The sequence below is a fragment of the Shewanella inventionis genome, assembly GCF_014641855.1.
Classification (GTDB): Bacteria; Pseudomonadota; Gammaproteobacteria; order Enterobacterales; family Shewanellaceae; genus Shewanella; species Shewanella inventionis.
In genome coordinates this window covers 24,935-44,665 of record NZ_BMII01000031.1, presented here as the reverse complement: position 1 = coordinate 44,665, position 19,731 = coordinate 24,935, and the positions used below count along the sequence as shown (strand labels likewise).

11 protein-coding genes are annotated in these 19,731 nt (G+C 44.3%); 9 read left to right on the top strand and 2 right to left on the bottom strand.

All coding sequences use genetic code 11. From position 1 onward, the window contains the following. Positions 1-43 precede the first annotated feature (43 nt). A complete protein-coding gene (locus IEW93_RS16890) occupies positions 44-373 on the top strand; it encodes a hypothetical protein (protein WP_188740452.1) in 330 nt (109 codons plus the stop codon). A gap of 8 nt (positions 374-381) precedes the next feature. Here the strand turns inward: IEW93_RS16890 and msrQ are convergent, their stop codons facing one another. Both msrQ and msrP read right to left on the bottom strand, forming a co-directional pair. Beyond that, a complete protein-coding gene (msrQ, locus tag IEW93_RS16885; RefSeq protein WP_188740451.1) occupies positions 382-987 on the bottom strand; it encodes a protein-methionine-sulfoxide reductase heme-binding subunit MsrQ in 606 nt (201 codons plus the stop codon). After that, positions 987-2,024: a protein-methionine-sulfoxide reductase catalytic subunit MsrP gene (gene msrP, locus IEW93_RS16880; protein WP_188740450.1), complete on the bottom strand. Its 1,038-nt coding sequence runs from the start codon at positions 2,022-2,024 to the stop codon at positions 987-989. Before msrP ends, msrQ begins: the two co-directional genes overlap by 1 nt. Positions 2,025-2,294: 270 nt before the next feature. Here msrP and rmuC point away from each other — a divergent pair, with 270 nt between their 5' ends. The 8 genes from rmuC (at position 2,295) to recD (ending at position 19,591) form a co-directional block, all read left to right on the top strand. Beyond that, complete coding sequence (gene rmuC, locus IEW93_RS16875; RefSeq protein WP_188740449.1) at positions 2,295-3,794, top strand: DNA recombination protein RmuC; 1,500 nt, start codon at positions 2,295-2,297, stop codon at positions 3,792-3,794. 116 nt (positions 3,795-3,910) lie between these two features. Continuing rightward, a complete protein-coding gene (locus tag IEW93_RS16870) occupies positions 3,911-5,839 on the top strand; it encodes a transglycosylase SLT domain-containing protein (protein WP_188740448.1) in 1,929 nt (642 codons plus the stop codon). A gap of 115 nt (positions 5,840-5,954) precedes the next feature. After that, a complete protein-coding gene (locus IEW93_RS16865) occupies positions 5,955-6,866 on the top strand; it encodes an AAA family ATPase (RefSeq protein ID WP_188740447.1) in 912 nt (303 codons plus the stop codon). A 14-nt stretch (positions 6,867-6,880) separates the two neighbouring features. Next, positions 6,881-7,969 carry a DUF58 domain-containing protein gene (locus tag IEW93_RS16860; protein ID WP_188740446.1) on the top strand — a complete coding sequence of 363 codons (1,089 nt, stop codon included), beginning with the start codon at positions 6,881-6,883 and terminating at the stop codon, positions 7,967-7,969. After that, the gene (locus IEW93_RS16855) at positions 7,969-10,014 is read left to right on the top strand and encodes a transglutaminase TgpA family protein (protein WP_188740445.1); all 2,046 of its coding nucleotides are present in this window, start codon (positions 7,969-7,971) and stop codon (positions 10,012-10,014) included. Before IEW93_RS16860 ends, IEW93_RS16855 begins: the two co-directional genes overlap by 1 nt. 90 nt (positions 10,015-10,104) lie before the next feature. After that, positions 10,105-13,803, top strand: a complete 3,699-nt coding sequence (recC, locus tag IEW93_RS16850) for an exodeoxyribonuclease V subunit gamma (RefSeq protein WP_188740444.1) — start codon at positions 10,105-10,107, stop codon at positions 13,801-13,803. Continuing rightward, positions 13,803-17,531 carry an exodeoxyribonuclease V subunit beta gene (gene recB, locus IEW93_RS16845; protein ID WP_188740443.1) on the top strand — a complete coding sequence of 1,243 codons (3,729 nt, stop codon included), beginning with the start codon at positions 13,803-13,805 and terminating at the stop codon, positions 17,529-17,531. The genes recC and recB overlap by 1 nt, the downstream gene beginning before the upstream one ends. Next, a complete protein-coding gene (recD, locus tag IEW93_RS16840) occupies positions 17,525-19,591 on the top strand; it encodes an exodeoxyribonuclease V subunit alpha (protein WP_188740442.1) in 2,067 nt (688 codons plus the stop codon). Before recB ends, recD begins: the two co-directional genes overlap by 7 nt. The last annotated feature ends 140 nt before the right edge of the window (positions 19,592-19,731 follow it).

The window sequence follows — 19,731 nt, the reverse complement described above, 5'->3', positions numbered from 1 at the left end:
CTCAAACTCATTGTGAGTTTGACGTTTACAGTAGGAGGTAATTATGTGGTGGAGAGTCGTCATCATAACGTTAGCTTTTCTATTATTAGGCGCACATTTTCTTCGCTTTAGTCAAACCGAATGGGCAATTATTGCCTGTACAATGCCGCTGCTTATGTTTATTCGCCATAATGTCATCAATCAATTATTAAAAATAACCCTATTATTAAGTGTTATTTTTGTGTGGGCCGTGACTACGTTTAACTTTATAGACATGCGCATCACCTTGTCTGAACCTTGGCTAAGGCTCGCGCTCATCATGACAGGCGTCATGTTATTTACCTTGTTTGCGGCATTTTGCACCAATGGATTACACCAGAGATTGCGGCATTAATTGGCTTGTTAACCTTTTGGCGCTAACCATTTTTTAATACTGTCTTTGCGGTAAAATAATAAGCCAGCAAACAAAACAATATAGATGCTTGGTTCAATAATTTCCGATTTTACCGACCAGTAAAAGTGAACCGGCGCCAATAGTGCAACTACGTAAATCCAATTATGCAGCGACTGCCAATGTTTACCCATTTTACGTTTAATGTTATGCGGTGAGGTTAACGCCAGCAAAGTCACAATCATCAAGGCTGCGGCGCCCACCAAAATGTAAGGCCGCTTAATGACTTCTTCAAACAATAGCTCCCACGCAAACAACAAATCTAAGCTGATAAACGCAGCAATATGTAATAGTGCATAAGCAAACACATACAAGCCGACTAAGCGACGTGTTTGAATTAACGCCGCCACTTTAAACCGTTTTGCAATGGGTGAGATTACTAAGGTCGCCAATAAGCTATTTATCGCCCCCATGCCAGTATAATGAATAATATATTGCACAGGATCGCCACCCGCATTGTCGGTTATCACCAGTACGATAAGATACAAAGCCGGCACTAAAAAAATGAGGTGCAAAACGACTTTAAGCCAAAATACACCTTGAGGGCTCAAACGCATTAATAAAAGGTCCTTAAATCAATATTTTTGTATAAATCGGCAACAAATTCACCATAACCATTAAACATTTGCGTAGGAATACGTTTAGCCGAAAACAACCCGCCCTCGCCTATACTGCGCTCACTGGCTTGCGACCAACGTGGATGGTCAACTTCAGGGTTCACGTTGGCATAAAAACCATATTCGTTTGGCGCCAGTTGATTCCAACTCGTCGGTGGTTGTTTATCTACAACACGAATACGCACCACAGACTTAATACTCTTAAAACCGTATTTCCACGGCACCACTAACCTAATTGGCGCTCCATTTTGTGGTGGCAATGTTTTACCGTATAACCCCACCGCTAAAAAGGGCAACTCGTTCATGGCCTCGGCTATGGTTAGCCCTTCAACATAAGGGTAATGAATACCGCCGCCCATTAAACGATTTTTTTGCCCGGGCATTTGTTCTGGGTCAAACAAGGTTTCAAACGCAACGTGAGTGGCATTTTGTTTCACACCGGCTTGTTTTAATAATGTCGCAAGAGAAAACCCCACCCAGGGAATAACCATCGACCATGCTTCGACACAACGTAAACGATAGGTGCGTTCCTCTAGAGCAAAACGCTTGGTGAGCGCCTGTAAATCTAAGGTAATAGGATTATCAACTAAGCCTTCGATAACTAAGGTCCATGGATCGACAGAAAACCCCTGAGCATTATCAAACGGGTCTGACTTGCTGGTACCAAACTCATAAAAATTGTTATGACGAGTGACCTTGTCCTCTGGTGTTTTGGCATCAGGCAACACAAATTGACGAGGTGTTGAATAATTTAAGCTCTGAGTGGCAAAAGGGTTTTTAGCTTTTTGCTCACCAAACAAATCAAAAATACCGGCTTGTACCTGCCCAGGTAAACTGGCACCTAAGGCGCCTAAACCTAACGCTTTGATAATATTACGACGGTCATTAAAAACCGACTCTGGTGTAACTTGATTTTCAGCCATATGCCATGGAGCACGCTGTAATATGCCAGGAGTAAATCGGTTTTTACGCGCCATAAATCACCTCTACAAATACCAATTATCATGAGTTTTATTGTCTTACATTGTTAATAGACAGGTAAGCTTAGTTTTTTATTTCAAATGAGTTAAAAATACTCGCTAATGTGGTTTACTAAAAACCTGATATCCCAGACTATACGGCTTCACCACTGGATTAGATTTAATTTTAATCATTAACAATAAAAAATCATAAAATCATGTTTTTGCCTCTTGCAGGCAGTTATAAGCCGTGCGACCCTTAGCCATTATTTTCTATCGGTTTTTGTTATGCCTTTTGCTGTGTCGTTAACTCCTCCACAAATTGCAGCGCTGATTGCGGTTGCGTTCCTTGCCTTTTTAATTGGCGCACTGATTAATCAGCGGTTAACCCGCCAACGTTGGGAGCAACTCAAACTCCAACATGAGCAAGAACACCTTGTATTAGTGAACGAAGCGCAAGCTGAAGCGTCGAGATTACAAGATATGCTCGACGACAAAATTGATCACAGTAATCATCTGCAAAATAAGATCGAGAGTTTAATATCACAGCTTTCAACGGCTGAAACTAAAGCCGACAGAGTGTACATAGTTGAACAACAACTGGCCGACACACAACACCGGTTAATGGAATCTCAGCTTAACTTAGCCAAGTCTAATGCCATACAACAAACCATTATGGTAAAAGCAGAAGCTGAACAAAAATCATTAGAAGATAAAATTGCATTACTGGAGTCAGCCGAAGAACGCCTTAAGCTGCAGTTTGAAAATTTAGCTAACCGCATTTTTGACGAACGAAGCGAAAGTTTTAAACAGCAAAATGTCACTCAAATTGACGGGGTGTTAGGCCCGCTAAAACAGCAACTGGAAGGATTTAGACGCCAAATCCAGGAATCTTATACCCATGAGCAATCTGAGCGTAGTGCATTAAAGCACCAGCTCGATCACCTGCGCGAACTTAATTTAAAAATGAGCCAAGATGCTATCAACCTCACCAAGGCATTAAAAGGCGACAACAAGCAACAAGGTAATTGGGGCGAAGTGATTTTAGAGCGGGTTCTGCAAGAAAGCGGCCTGCGAGAAGGCCATGAATATCACATACAACAAGATTTAAAAGACGATAACGGTAAGCGTTTCAAACCAGATGTTATTGTCCATCTACCTGAGCAAAAAGATGTCGTCATTGACGCCAAAATGTCACTCGTCGGTTACGAGCGCTACTTTAACAGCGAAGACAAAGACATTCGCGAACAGGCCATTAAAGAACATGCATTATCAATTAGGCAGCACATTAAAGGCCTAAGTCAAAAGGACTATCACAAACTACATGGCCTCAAGAGCCTTGATTATGTGTTGATGTTTATTCCAATAGAGCCGGCCTTTTTGTTGGCTATTGAGTACGACCCAAGTCTGGTTAACTTTGCGCTAGAACATAATATTATGCTTGTCAGCCCCACTAATTTGCTGGTAGCACTGCGTACTATTAACAACATTTGGCGCTATGAATATCAAAACCAAAATGCACAAAACATTGCCAAACAAGCCAGTCGAATTTACGACAAGCTTTGTGGGTATTTAGAAGACATGGAAAAGCTTGGCCGCGCATTAGACGGCGCTGATAAAAGCTATCAGAGTGCAATGGCTAAACTGTCATCTGGCAAAGGCAATTTAATCAGACAAGCACACTTTATGCAGCAGCTTGGCGTTGACACCAGCAAACAAATTGACAGACAACTGCTTAACAAAGCACTAGACGAATCAATAGAAACCGCGACACAACCATCAGATTAACAAATGGTTTAACGCGCAGATTAATCTTTATTTAATTGAAGCGCGCAATAGTAAGGCTTAAACGTAACTAATTTTATTATCGCAAACGAAGTATTGAGGCGGAGATTCTCATTTAAATGCGTAACACTTGGGTTAACACATTATTCACAGGCGCATTACTGTTAGCCGCTCCACTGGTTTTTATCAGTCAAGCCAGCGCGTTGACATCGCAGCAACAAACCTATCTTGACGCGCGTAAAGCGCTCGATAAAAAACAGCTGGGGCAATACCAAGCATTGCGCAAACAATTAGCAGATTATCCCTTAACCGTTTATCTTGACTACCACGCGACGATTGACCAAATCGTTCAATCTCCAGGTAATGCCGCCCTCAACGCCATTAACCAATTTGATACCACACCACTCTATAACAATGCTCGTTATCGCTACCTGCTCAATGCAGGAAGAAAACAACGCTGGCAAGATTTTTTAGTCATATCACCCAACACACCAAACGACATTCGCCTGCAATGTTATTACTACCAAGCGCAGCTTGATGCGGGCAATAAAGACATCGCATACAAAGGGATTGAACGTTTATGGGTACACGGTTATTCGCGCCCTAAAGAATGCGACCCGGTATTTGATATGTGGACAAAAGCAGGCTATCGCACCCAAGAAGTCATTTGGCAACGTCTGTTATTGAGTTTTCATGCCGGACAAAGCAGTTTATTAAGTTATTTGTCGCAAAAAGTGACCACTCACAGTCGCGAAGCAAAGTTACTGGTGTCGGTATACCGAGACCCGAACACCCTTCGCCATATCAACAAATTTAATAGTTCAAAACCGATTATTGGCAATATTGTCGACGCCGGTTTGCGTAAACTCGCCCAAAAAGACTTACATCAAGCCATTAAACTGTTTGTTAAATATCAAAAAGCTAACCGATTTGACCAGGCTGATGCTGTAGAGCTTAATCGATTTTTAGTTCGTAGAGCCCTAATCAAACAAGATCAAAAACTGCTTAGCCATATCGACAAGATGCTGCCGCTATTAGGGTTTGATGACTTATATGAAATGCGATTGCGCTGGGCACTGCGAGAGCTTGATTACACCACAGTCAATAAATACCTTGCGCTATTAAGTGACGAAGGCAAAGCCAACCCACGCTGGATGTACTGGCAAGCCAAAATGATGACCAGTAAAGACAACACGAAAGCGACACAATTGCTGCAGGCATTAAGCAGTCAACGTAACTTTTATGGATTTACCGCTGCACAGGCCTTAGGTAACCCATTGTCGATGAACAACGACAACCTCGCGCCTAACCCTGAACTGCAAAAACAGTTACATCAAGACAAAGGTTTAGCTCGTGTCATTGAATTAATGGCACTAGACAAACGCATCGATGCCCGCAGCGAGTGGGTCTATTTAATGCGACGTCACAACAGTGAACTAACCGCACAATATGGCTTGTTTGCACTCGAACAAGGCTGGCATGGGTTCAGTGTAGAATCCAGTATTCAGGGCCAATTATGGGACTCATTAGCCCTGCGTTTCCCACTGGCATCTAATGACGAATTTGTTAACGCCAGTAAAAAGTATAACGTCAATATTGATGAGATCAGAGCCATTTCTCGCCGCGAAAGTGCCTTTTACCCCTACGCTACATCAGGTGTAGGTGCACGAGGCCTAATGCAGTTAATGCCAGCAACCGCAAAACAAACAGCCCAAAGGCACAAAATCTCCTACAACAACGTAAAAGAGTTATACGAGCCTAAAGTGAATATCATGCTAGGCAGTGCGTATTACAGCGAACTACTCAAGCAGTTTGGTCAAAACCGAGTCCTTGCCACCGCCGCATACAATGCCGGTCCTGGGAGTGTTCGCCGTTGGTTACGGGCATCAAATGGTACATTAGATGTCATGACATTTATTGAAACTATTCCATACACAGAAACCCGAGAGTATGTCCAAGCCGTATTAAGTTACCGGATGATTTACCAACAAAGTGGGCAATCTAGCGATAGCATGTTTAGTTCTAAAGAACTGAACTACCGATACTAGCTTTATCTGCACGCTCAGGGTAACGTAACAGCTTGATAGCACCATTGGTCATCAAGCTGTTAAAACCATTAAGCGATAACCTCAATACGTTGAGGTTTACAGACTGGGAGCGAACGTGTCGCAATCAACTATCGAAACATTATTAAAACAACTAGCAAGCGTATTGTTAGGTAAGCCTGAACAAATTAAACTTGCAGTGACCTGCATTTTGGCCAAAGGTCATTTATTAATAGAAGACCTTCCTGGCATGGGGAAAACCAGCCTATCCCAGGGCATCGCTAGCAGTTTAGGCATGAGCTACCAACGCATTCAGTTTACCAGCGACATGCTGCCGGCTGACATTCTTGGAGTATCGATTTACAACAAAGAGCAACAACAATTTGTATTTCATAAAGGGCCAGTATTTAACCAAATGCTGCTCGCCGATGAAATAAACCGTGCCAGCCCCAAAACCCAAAGCGCGCTTCTTGAGGCCATGGCCGAGCAACAAATCACCCTTGACGGCATCACTCATCATTTAAGCTCGCCGTTTTTTGTGATTGCTACTCAAAATCCATTAGATCAAGCCGGCACCTTCCCGTTACCAGAATCACAACTTGACCGCTTTATGATGCGGATTTCGATTGGCTACCCAAGTCATGAGGCCGAATTGGCCATGTTAAAAACTCACACACAAGCGAGCAAACAAGCGCAGTTAGCTCAGTGCATTACTCCACAAGAATTGTTATTACTTCAACAACAAGTGGCACAAGTGGCAGCCTCTGATGCAGTACTAAACTACCTTATTGCCTTGGTCGATTTTTCGCGCCAGCACGATGTGGCCAGTGGTTTATCGCCTCGGGCCAGTATCGCGCTATTGCAAGCTGCAAAAGCATGGGCGTTTATCCATCAGCGTCAATATGTGGTGCCTGAAGATATCCAAGCGGTATTTGCATCGGTTGCCGAGCATCGCATTCGTAGCAGCAGTCAGTTTCAGGGGCAAGCACTGTCTGACACCATCCTTGCCAGTGTTAATCCGATCCGCTAAGGCTAAGGGTTAACATGGACAAACAACGCGCCAAATCAGCTAAGTCAACATACAGCCAACCGTCGTGGTTTTTGCGTGCTATCCCGGCATCGGTAACTCAACGCTGGGACCGCTGGCTAAAAAGGCGCTTACCGCCACAAAAGCACATCACCTTAAGCCACCGCAGCATTTTTATCTTGCCTAGCGGCTTTGGTTTATTTTGGATAGGCCTTATCGTACTACTGTATTTATTTGGCACTAACTATCAAAATAACCTGGTTATTGGCTTAAGTTTATTATTGGCCAGCGTGTTAAACACCTGCATTATTTACAGTTACAAAAACCTTGCCGGACTTAGCTTTAATGCCGTAAAACCCCCTATTGCGTATGCGGGTGATAGCACACCGTTTCCGATAATGCTCACCGCCAATGCCAGCAATAAGCATACAGACACAACCCATCAACAAATCTGTTTGCAATTTAGCCACCAGCGCCATACGCGGCTTAAACACATGGAACAACAAACGATTGCCACTGTGCCGTTTGAACACCCTAAACGCGGTTACCTAAACCCCGGCAGGATAAAAGTATCATCTCATTTTCCACTAGGTTTATGCCGTGCATGGTCTTATGTAGACCTTGATATTCAACACGTGATTTTTGCAAAACCCGAAGCCAGCGACATCATTCTTACCAGCCAAGTGAGCGACAACGACAGTCAATATGAGCACGGTAAATTACGCCCTGGCGTTGATGACTACAAAGGCTTAAGAGCATACGTGCCAGGTGAGTCACTAAAGCAAGTGGCATGGAAACAATGGGCACAAGACAAAGGCATGCTGTCAAAAGAGTTTGCCGAGCCAGAAGGCTTGCCCGTATGGCTCAACCTCGCCAATTCTAGCGGAAAAGACATTGAGCAACAGCTTAGCCGTTTAGCTTGGCAAGTTGATAAACTCAGCCAATCACAGCAAATTTTTGGGCTAAAACTTGGACACACCGTAATCAATCAACAAACCGGCGAAGCCCATCGTATTGCATGTCAAACGGCTATTGCCACCTATCAAGTGTATGGCAGCATCAATCCTGATTTTACACCAAGTACAGCACAGGTTGAGGCGACATAATGAAAGACAACTTTGACGCAATCATCAGCCGCAACACCCTTTTTTGGCTGCTAATAACCAATGTTGCTGTGCTAAGCCCGTTATACGAACAAGCCACACTCTGGAGCATCGGCATTTGCGCCATTTGTTTTGTGTGGCGGATAGGTATTTACCTAGGCAAAGTAGCTGCACCGCCAAAATTCTTAGTCACATCTTTAGCTATCGGGGCCGCCATCACCCTCGCCTTAGTCTCAACTGAAATCGGTTTACTCAAAGCGTTAATCAACCTGCTCATATTAGGTTATGCCCTTAAATACATAGAAATGCGTGAGCAACGCGATGTTAAAGCCATTGTATTGGTAGGGTATTTTCTTATCGCCCTGACATTATTAGACCAACAGGGCATGCTCAATACCTTGCATTTACTTGTGGTTGTGATCATCAACACCGGTATTTTAGTGAGCGTTTATCAAGATAAATCTAACAAGCTGGCCAACCTTAGTTTTAGCGTTAAATTAGTACTACACAGTTTACCGTTAGCCATACTTTTATTTGTGGTATTTCCGCGTTTAGGGCCATTGTGGATGGTACCTAACATGAAGTCAGCCACCACAGGTTTATCTGATGAAATGTCATTTGGCGACATCAATAAGTTGACTCGCTCCGCCGAGCTGGCTTTTAGAGTGGGATTTGATAACCCAGACGGAAGTACCACAGGCCCTGCAAATCAAGATTTATATTGGCGTACATTAGTCATGGAAAACTACGACGGTAAAACATGGCGCCAAGACCCAAGCATTAAAGATTTACAACGCCAGGCGTTCTTTCAAAAACCACAACGCGATAGGCCAATTGCTTCAGCGCAAAATAAAATTGAATACGTTGTCATTAGCGAGCCAAGCCATCAAAAGTGGTTATATGGTCTCGACGAAGCCTTTAGTGAAAACAGCCAAATTGTTGAACTGCCAGATTACACTTTGTATTCACTTAGGCCTATCGATCAACGAATAAGTTACCGCGTCACCTCATACCCCAATAATGTTATGGAGTTAACGTTAAAGGATAATACTAAAAAGCTCAATTTGGCATTACCTGCAAACAGTAATCCTAAAACCCACGCCTTAGCAAAAAAGTTTACGCAAGACTATCCCGAACCGCAGGCTCGGATAAACGCGATGATGAATTACTTTGCCGAACAAGCCTATTACTACACCTTGAGCCCACCGACCGTTGGCGAGCAACAAATCGATGATTTTTTATTTGATAATCGCGCCGGTTTTTGTGCTCATTACGCCTCAGCCTTAGTGTTTATGGCCAGATCAAGCGGTCTGCCTGCGCGCATGGTAACAGGCTATCAAGGCGGTGAGTACAATCCACAAGCAGGTTATTACAGCGTTTATCAATATATGGCTCATGCATGGACAGAAGTGTGGCTAGAAGGTAAAGGCTGGCAGCGTTTTGACCCAACAGCAATGATAGCGCCCCAGCGAATTTTAGATGGCTTTGATGCCACATTTGACAGCCAAAGTAGCTATTTACAAGACAGCCCCTTCAGCCCTTTAAGAATGAAACAATACCCCTGGCTCAACGAGTTACGCCAACAGCTCTCAAGCCTCGATTACTATTGGAGCGTGTGGGTACTGGGCTTTGATGAAGAGCGAAAACAGCAAGTGTTATCTAAACTGCTAGGAGATGTCACCAGCAGTAAAATTGCGTTAATGATGATACTCAGCTTTATCGTTATTGCCTTAATCATTGGTTATTATGCGGGCCTATTTAATATTGATAACACAGAAGATCCGCTCAATAAACGTTACAATTTGATTTGTCAGCGTTTGGCTAAAAAAGGCGTGCCGCGCCCACAAGGGCAGACGCCAAGCGACTACGCCAAAACTGTTGAGGCTAAGCTGCAACAACACCCTGCTATTGCCACAAAATTTATGGCATTAAGTGATGAGTTTATGGCACTTAAATACCAACCGCTAAGCGCTGAACAAACTCAGCAACACATGAAACAATTTATGCGTTTGTATCGTCTGCTACGCCTACGCTTATTGCGCAGTTGATCTGCAAACAACCTTGCCGATGGCGAGTTTTGATTGCTGAAATTAGTCAGAGTCCATAGAATGAATTAATGTCAAATCAGCGAGTTGCCCATGCTTACCTTAATTCAATCAAATCAAATGGAAGTGTTATCGCAGCAGTTAGCCAAACTGCTTGCAATGAGCTCAGATAACAAGAGCATATTAAGTGGTGAGCATATTCTGGTACAAAGCCCAGGCATGTCGACTTGGCTGCGATTAGAAGTGGCTAAACACAACGGTATTGCAGCGGCACTGACCTTTCCATTGCCATCGAGTTTTACTTGGCAATTATGCCATGACTTACTGCCCAATGTGCCCAAAGACAACGCCTTTACAAAAGCAGCCATGACATGGAAACTCATGGACTTATTGCCAGGCTTGTTAGACAACAGCGACTTTGGCCCGTTAAAACAATATTTAACACCACAAACAAAATCTGCCGAAAATACACAACCCAACCAAGAAAACAGCAAGGAATACGGGCAAACATTGCAGGCTAATGACACTGCCCATGACGCCATAAAGCTGTTTCAATTGTGCGGACGTATTGCCGACATTTTTGACCAATATTTAGTCTATCGTCCTGAGTGGATCCTCGCTTGGGAGCAAAACCAAGCGTTAAGCCAATTGGATAAACCGCTTGAATTAGATCAAAACCAGCGTTGGCAGCCCATATTGTGGCGAGCACTGGTGGAGTATAATCGCAACCAACTGCAAGCAAGTCATTACCACAGGGCAAATTTACACGCAGATCTCCTGGCTGCGCTGATAAACCCAGACACAGACTTATCCATGTTACCTGAGCGTTTATATGTGTTTGGTATTTCGTCTATGCCGCCGCAAACCCTTGACGTACTTTATCATTTAGCGTCGCGTATTGACGTCATCATACTGTCATTAAGCCCTTGTCAGCATTATTGGGGCGACATAGTTGAACCCAAAGCCCGAGCAAGAATGGCTCTACAATACGCCAATAAAAAACAGCTTGAACAAGGCTGGGAAGACAAGCTCGAAGTCGGAAATCCATTGCTGGCAAACAATGGCCAAATGGGCCGTGAATTGCTGGATTTAATGTTAAGCCTCCCCCCAGAGCACACCGACTTTGGCTATGACTGTTATGTAGAACCCGAGCCAAATAATCTCTTACGGGGTGTGCAATACGACATATTGCAAATGGAAACATTAGGCCAACCTTTGGGCCCAGATGCCGATATATATCAAGACATTGACGCACGCCGAGAACTCACCCCTAATGATGATTCAATAACACTGCGCAGTTGTCATAGCGCATTAAGAGAAGTTGAAACCCTACACGACCATTTGCTTGAACTGTTATCAAACGATGCGAGCTTACATCCCAAAGACATTGTGGTGATGATGCCAGATGTCGCCGCTTACGCACCGTTTATCGATGCCGTATTTGGTACCGCCAACAGCCAATATTTTACCGATAAAAACCCGCAAAAAGGTGACTACTACCTGCCCTATGCCATCGCCGACCGAGGCGCAGCACAAGAGTCACCCTTAATTAACAGTTTTTTAAATCTACTGAACATAAACCAAAGCCGTTTTGGCCTGACTGAAATAATTAGCATATTAGAAGTGCCAGCCATTTTGCGTCGTTTTGAACTCGATGATGACGAATTGTCGCTTATTCGTCGCTGGCTAGACGAGGCTAACGTGCGCTGGGGACGCGACGAACACACTCGCAGTCAATTAGGGGTATTACCCTTTACTCAAAACTCATGGGCTTTTGGCATTAAACGGCTCATATTAGGTTATGCGTTTAACGATCAAGCCGACATATACCAGGGCGCGTTAACGGTACAAGGGATTGAAGGCCAATCATCTCAAGCACTCGGTAAACTGCTTAACTTTTTAGAAACCATAGACACCTACTACAGCTTATTTGCTCGCGATTTTAGTACACGCGAACGCCTAAGCCAGTTGCAACAATTACTGGCCGACTGCTACGACACCAATGATGACGAACGTGAGCAAATACAGGCCATTCGTGATGCCTTAGTTGCACTGGAAACCGAACTCGACAATGCGGGCCATCAAGGCAAGGTCAATATTGAAGTATTAAAACAATGGTTTAATCAACGGTTAACCGAATCCCGCGTTGGCCAACGTTATCTTGCTGGTAGCATTAACTTTTGTACCTTAATGCCAATGCGTTCAATCCCGTTTAAGGTGGTGTGCCTACTGGGCATGAACGATGGCGTATATCCTCGAGTACAACATCCTGTAGGCTTTGACTTAATGGCCCACTTTGGCCCTAAAAAAGGTGACCGCTCTCGCCGCCTAGACGACCGATATCTGTTTTTAGAAGCCTTACTGTCTGCTCGTCAGCAACTGTATATCAGCTATATTGGCCACAGTGAACGCGATAATGCTGAGCGGATCCCATCAATGCTAGTGTCTGAATTAGTGGAATATTGCCAACTCAGCTACCTGCCATCGGCGCTAAAACGTCAACACGAACACACTGGCAACATCAGTGCCGACGACGCTGACAAACAAGTGTTGCAACAACTCATTCAAACCCAGCCATTACAGCCGTTTGATGTAAAATTATTCAGTGCCAATGCCCAACATAACGGTCATTTACAACAAAGTTATAATGCACAGTGGTGTCCACCCTCTAAGCAAGGAACGTTTAGTATGCCATTTTTCAATCAGCCATTGCCCTTATCAGCAGAACAAGCTGACGAAGTGTTTGCTCATGCTTATATTGATAACCAAGGTGTCAAAGTTGTTGAACTAGAGCTGTCATCACTGATCCGTTTTTACCGTAATCCAGCGCAATTCTTTTTTAATCGCAGCCTAAAAGTAGATTTATCACTAGACATTCAAGCTGATGACAATGACGAACCTTTTAGTCTTAATGCCCTTGAGCGCTTTGTATTGCAATTGTCTATGGTCAATAACGCCATTGAAAATAAACTGAGCGTGCCAGACGATGCATTAATCAACAGATTAAAGGCCAGTGGCGAGTTACCCATGGCGCCTTTTGATAACGTGTTGCTCGCACAATACCAACGCGACATTACGCCACTTATAAACCGTGTGCAGTTTTTACAAGACGATCAACCCATGCACACGGTCAATATCGACTTGTTATTTGACATGAAAATCCAAGACAGCAGCTCGCCATTACGGGTTAACCTCGTTGGCCGCATTGATGATATTTTACCCAAAGGATTAGTCAATTATCGCCCAGGTACAGCACACGGGCGTGATTTTATTCGCATCTACTTACGTCATTTGTGCCTAAATGCCATGGCCGGGCAAACCACTCAATCTGAACATTGCGCCAAACACGGTTACAGTTACTTACTCGACATTGGTCATTTTCATGCCTTTGCTCCACTCACATCAGAACAAGCAACAAGCCAATTATTGCGCTTTATCGAGTGTTTTATTCACGGTCAACGCCAGCCATTATGTTTTATGCCTAAAACGGCCTTTGCTTACGTTGAAGCCGAAGGTGATCACCAGGAAAAACTGCTTAAAGCGAAAGCCAAATGGGATGATGGCCAACATCAATTTGGCGAAGGGTTTGACCCGCACAATCAACGATTATTTCAATTTCCTGACGATTTCAACGAAGCCACCTTTGGCCAACTCAGTCATCACTTATTGCAGCCCATGTTAAGCCTGTATACCAAAGATAAGTTGGCCGAATTAGACACTTTTGTCAGTAAAAGTGCCGTAGAGGTATTAAGCCAATTTATTGCGAAATCGCACAATGTTGGAGCACAATAATGACCAATAATGTCACACCATTAAATGCCCTAACATTGCCTTTTTATGGTACAAGCTTAATCGAAGCCAGTGCCGGCACAGGTAAAACCTATACTATATCGGGATTATATTTAAGGCTGCTGCTTGGCCATTGCGGCTACACTCCATTAACTTGCGAGCAAATTTTAGTGGTTACCTTCACGAATGCCGCCACTGAAGAGCTTCGCGACAGGATCCGTAAACGCATTAACCTCGCATTTAAACGTTTTTTGGGTCTACCCATTAACGACCCGTTTATTGAACAGCTATATCAAGACACAACTGAAGATGAGCGCCCAATTGCCCTGCGCCGCCTCGATTTAGCGCTAAAATCATTAGATGAAGCCGCCATTTTTACCATTCACGGGTTTTGCCAGCGCATTTTGTCAGACATGGCCTTTGAGTCTTCACTCTTGTTTGAGTCTGAATTCACCTTAGATGACAGCGAATTTTTACATCATGCCGTGCGCGATTTTTGGCGAGAGGTCTGCTATCCACTCCCGCCGCTGTTAGCCCAGGCCATTAGCGAACACTTTGCTGAGCCAGACTATTTAGCCAAAAGCTTGCGCCCGCTATTAGGCGCAACTCAGGCAAAGTTAGCGAATAACCCCATTGCATTTGACAAGCTCAGCGAACAATTAACCGTCTGTTTGAGCCGGTTTAAGCGCTTGTGGCAAGCCAAACAACAAGACACCTTTGAATTACTCAGCGCATTACCGCTAAATGGCCAACGTTTTGGTAAAGCCAGCGACAATTACCCCAAACTTGCCAAGGTATTTGACGACATCAGTCACTGGGTTGCCGTTGGTCAGGGCTTACCACCTATAAAAGCCCTAGAACACATTGCCTTATCCGATTTAAAGCTAAACAAAGGCGGTGTAGTTCCAACGGCAGCACAAGCTCCACTGCTTGAACACATCGATACGTTACTTGAATTAATACAACAGCTTATACCATCGTTTTTAGTCCGTGCACGCGACGGTATTCGCCAGCGTTTTACCGGGCAAAAACAGCAACGCAACTTAATGACACCTGACGACCTATTGCTCAGTTTAGCCATGGCGCTCAGCCACAATCCACTCACTTTAGGCCAAGCGATTGCAGCGCGATTTCCTGTGGCATTAATCGATGAATTCCAGGATACCGATCCACTGCAATTTGCCATTTTTAATCAGGTATATCAGCAGCCATTAGCATCACAACTTGAACTCGAACCACACCAAGACAAAGCACCTGGTAAACTCAGTTTGTTAATGATCGGTGACCCTAAACAGGCCATTTATGCCTTTAGGGGCGCAGATATTTACACTTATATCGCTGCGCGGCAACAAACCCAGGCCCACTATAACTTAGACACAAATTATCGCTCATCGTCATCATTAGTCGCGGGCGTTAATCAGTTATTTAGCCAGCATACCAATCCATTTATAAACAGCGAAATCCCGTTTGATCTCGTCAAAACGCCAAGCTCTGCCACTCATAAAGTGCTTAAAGAAGCAACAAAGCGTAAAGACACATTGAGGATAAAACTGTTAGCTGAAGACAGCGATATTGGGCTCAATAAAGCCACAGCAAGACAAAAACTGGCCAGCGATGCCGCCAGTGAAATAAAACGCCTACTCACAGAGTCGCAACAAGGCCATTGCGGTATTCAAACGGCCAAAAATGAACCCGATGAGCCACTCATCGCTAAACACATAGCCGTCCTGGTGCGCGACCGTAACGAAGCCGCTATCATGCAGGCTGAGCTTTCAGCACGGCAAATAGGCGCAGTGTTTCTTAGCCGTGACAGCGTATTTAACACCCTTGAAGCCCGTGAAATGGCCATTCTATTACACGCATTAGCTACGCCTAAAAATGAACGGGCTATTCGAGCGGCACTCGCCACAGAGCTTGTGGGTTTTAGTGCTCTGCAAATTCATCAATTTAATCAAGACGAAGAGCAACGCCAGCAAGTCCTCAGCCAATTTATACATTGGCATGAGCTTTGGCTGCAGCGTGGTGTAATGCCAGCATTACTCAATTTTGCCAGTGAAACCCAATTAATTCATCGCTACTTATCGCTGTCGCAAACCAATACCACAAGAGACATTGCCGAGAATGATGACAATGATGACGCGCCGCTGAGCACCAAAGGTTCAGGCGAGCGACGCCTAACCGACTTTAGACATTTAGCAGAATTGCTTCAACAAAAGGCTACCGAACTCGACGGCAGCAGCGCCTTAATCAATTGGTACAAACAACAACTTATCAGCACCCAAAGCGGTGATGAGCAACAGCTACGCCTAGAGAGCGAACAAAACCTGGTGCAAATTGTCACCATACACAAAAGCAAAGGCTTAGAATATCCGGTGTGCTTTGTGCCGTTTATCAGCCTGGCCAGAAATAACAACCGACGCCCAACGCCCATGCTTTACCATCAAGACGAACAATTAGTGTGGGACATAGACGCCACCGATGAAGGTTGGGAGCAATTAAAGCAAGAGATTCTCGCCGAAGACTTACGCCTACTTTACGTCGCATTAACGCGCCCTGTGTACCTATGTTACTTATATATTGCCAATCAAAGCAGAATATTAAAGGCTGGGATCAGTAGCCAACTTCACGAAACTGGCATTGGCTATTTGTTGGGGATCACCGATAAAAACACCGACTTTAATCTTATTCAAACCAAGGTTAAACACATTGCCACTATCGATGCCATCAGTGTTGAACAAGTCAGTGACACCATAGACACCAGCTCACTGGCTAAAATCGACGATAACGACATTGAGCTATGCGCCAAACAAGTCACCCGTAAGCAAAGCCTTGCATGGCGCGTTGGCAGTTATTCAGGTTTGGTTAAACACCTGCCCCACGAACGAGTCGCGCCAGGCGCTGACGATGAAGACTTTAGCGACGAACTGCTGCAATTGCAGTTACAAGATGAAACCCTAGACGAGCCACAACTTGACCGTTTTAGTTTTGAACGCGGTGCCAATGCCGGTAGCTTTATGCATTTAGTCTTAGAGCTATTTGACTTTACAAAAGCCGATACCGAGCTGCCAGGCGCACTGCAAAAAGCCATGAAGCAATATGGCTTTGATGAAACGCTCTGGTTTGACCCATTAAGTTTGTGGTACCAGCAAATTTTAGCGACGCCGTTAACCAAGCATCAGTCGACAAACACGGGCTCAGACGCCATCTGCTTAATGCAATTACCGCTGAAGCAAACCCGTGTCGAAATGGAGTTTTATCTGCCTATTTCAGCTTTACAAGCACAACAATTAAACCCGATTTTACAACAATACGGGTATATTGCCGGCCTCGACTTTGACACCTTGCAAGGCATGTTAAAAGGCTTTATCGACTTAACCTTTGAACACCAAGGTCGCTTTTACATCGCCGATTATAAATCGAACCATTTAGGTAATCACTTTTCAGACTACAACCAAACCGCCATGGAAAATGCAATTAACAGCCACCGTTATAACTTGCAGTACATTTTGTATACCCTAGCGTTACACCGCTATTTAAGCCTTAGGCTTCCGGGCTACAACTATCAACAACATATCGGTGGATGCTATTACTTATTTTTACGTGGTATGAGCCCAGATCACCCCGGCAGCGGCGTGTTTTTTGATAAGCCACCTCAAGCATTAATTGAACAACTTGATACGCTATTTATGGGGCAACACCCCACATCGACGGTGGAGGCGCCATCATGTTAATGCTGACACAACCAATTGGCGAGCTACTAAAACAGTGGCAAGAACAACGCATAATTACACCGTTAGACCGCCACTTTGCTCTGGAATTGGCAAGAATAGAATCGATTTCAACGATAGATGACCACTCAGACAATGGATCTTCTGAATTATTTTTATTGGTTTGCGCCCTCTTAAGCCAACAATTATCAAACCAACACAGTTGCTTGGTGATTGAGCAGATAAATCTGGCCAATCCCATGACAGAAGACACGCACAGGCAAACGCAAGTCAATTGCCAAATTACAATAAGCCACAATCAACTCATTGAGCATATTAGTCAATTCGATGCGGTTGGCGCTGGTGGTGAAAATAAGCCACTCATTTTAGAGCACGGCCGCCTGTACCTAAATAAATACCACTTTTTTGAAACGCAAGTGGCCAACAAACTCACTCAACTGGCATCTCAGCCCATCAAAATTGATCTGAGCCAAAGCCAGTTACCGCAGCTTATTGAAAGCCTATTTAAGGCTAACTCTACACACCAACAAACGTTTGACTGGCAAAAAATCGCCACGGCGACTGCATTACTCAACGCATTAGCCGTGATCACTGGCGGCCCGGGCACAGGTAAAACAACCACAGTCACTAAGTTGCTATTGTTACTGCTGACACAATCGAATCTCACCATTCGTTTAGTAGCCCCCACAGGCAAAGCAGCAGCAAGATTAAGCGAATCCATTAAAGCTTCCAAACAGCGTTTGCTTAATGAATTATCCAACCTGGAAAACGCAAGCATTGCTAGGGTATTGAATGATGCATTAACGCGGATCCCTGAAGAAGCCTCAACACTGCACAGGTTATTAGGTGTCATTCCTAATTCGCATCAGTTTAGGCACCACCAGCACAATCCATTGCGATTAGATCTACTCGTGGTTGACGAAGCCTCAATGGTCGACTTGCCCATGATGTACAAATTGCTTAGCGCCCTACCACCTCACGGCAGACTGATATTGTTGGGCGATCAAGATCAGCTCGCCTCAGTCGAAGCCGGGGCGGTACTGGCTGATATTTGTGTCGGATTAAAACAAACTTCTGCTCATGCAACCACACCCTGGTCAATGCGTTACAGTGCCAGCCAAGCACAAAATATTGCCAACTTAACCGGCCAAGATGTTAGCCAATTTATTCATCCACAACCGAAAATCGGCGACAGCTTATGCATGTTAATGCACAGTCATCGTTTTAAAGGCGATGCCGGTATCGGCTTATTAGCCAATGCGGTAAATCAAGGTAATACCGCGGCTATTGCGCAAGTGTGGCAAAGTAATCATGCCGAACTACATTGGTTTGAACATACGCAGGAACTACTAAGTCAAAATCAGGGTAAACAGCAATTACTCACAATGTCAGTGCAGGCATATGGTGAATATTTACAACAAATTCAAGCTAACCAACACGCCTTTGCTAGTGCAAGTCAGGGGGGGGATCACACATTTAATTTGCCTCATAGCGAGCAAAGCATCATCGATAGCTTTAACCAATACCGTATTTTATGTGCCATGCGTGCCGGTGAATTTGGCGTTGAAGGGATCAACATTGCAATGACCGAAAGCTTAACTCAGGCTAAGTTAATCAGTGCTCAGGGCGAGTTTTATCTTGGCAGACCAATCATTATTCAAAGTAACGATTACAACCTAGGCTTATTCAATGGCGATATTGGCTTAATTTTACAAGACCGCAATAAACCTGAGCGATTAATGGCCCATTTTGTGATGGCTGATGGCAGCTTATTAAAAGTATTACCAGCAAGATTACCAAGCCACGAAACCTGCTACGCCATGACGGTACACAAAAGCCAGGGCAGCGAATTTGATAAAGTCAGCTTTGTATTGCCGCCGCGCCCTAGCGTGTCACAATGGCAACTGCTCACCAAAGAATTGCTTTACACCGCCATTACCCGAGCTAAAAACCATTTTTACTGTTTAGGCACAAGCCAATTATTTGAAAAGGCCAGTAAACAAGCCACCTCAAGAGCCTCAGGTTTAGCATGGCGATTATGGGGTGAAGATGACACAAAGTAATAAATACTCCCCCCTTATTAGGGAGTGTTCTTAGCACGAATAGATCATCCTTTTTGATAAGTGTCACAGAGGATTTTTAATGTTATTTTGCTTGGCTTAAGGGGTAAATTTAACAACAATCACTAAAAGGACTTTTTAAT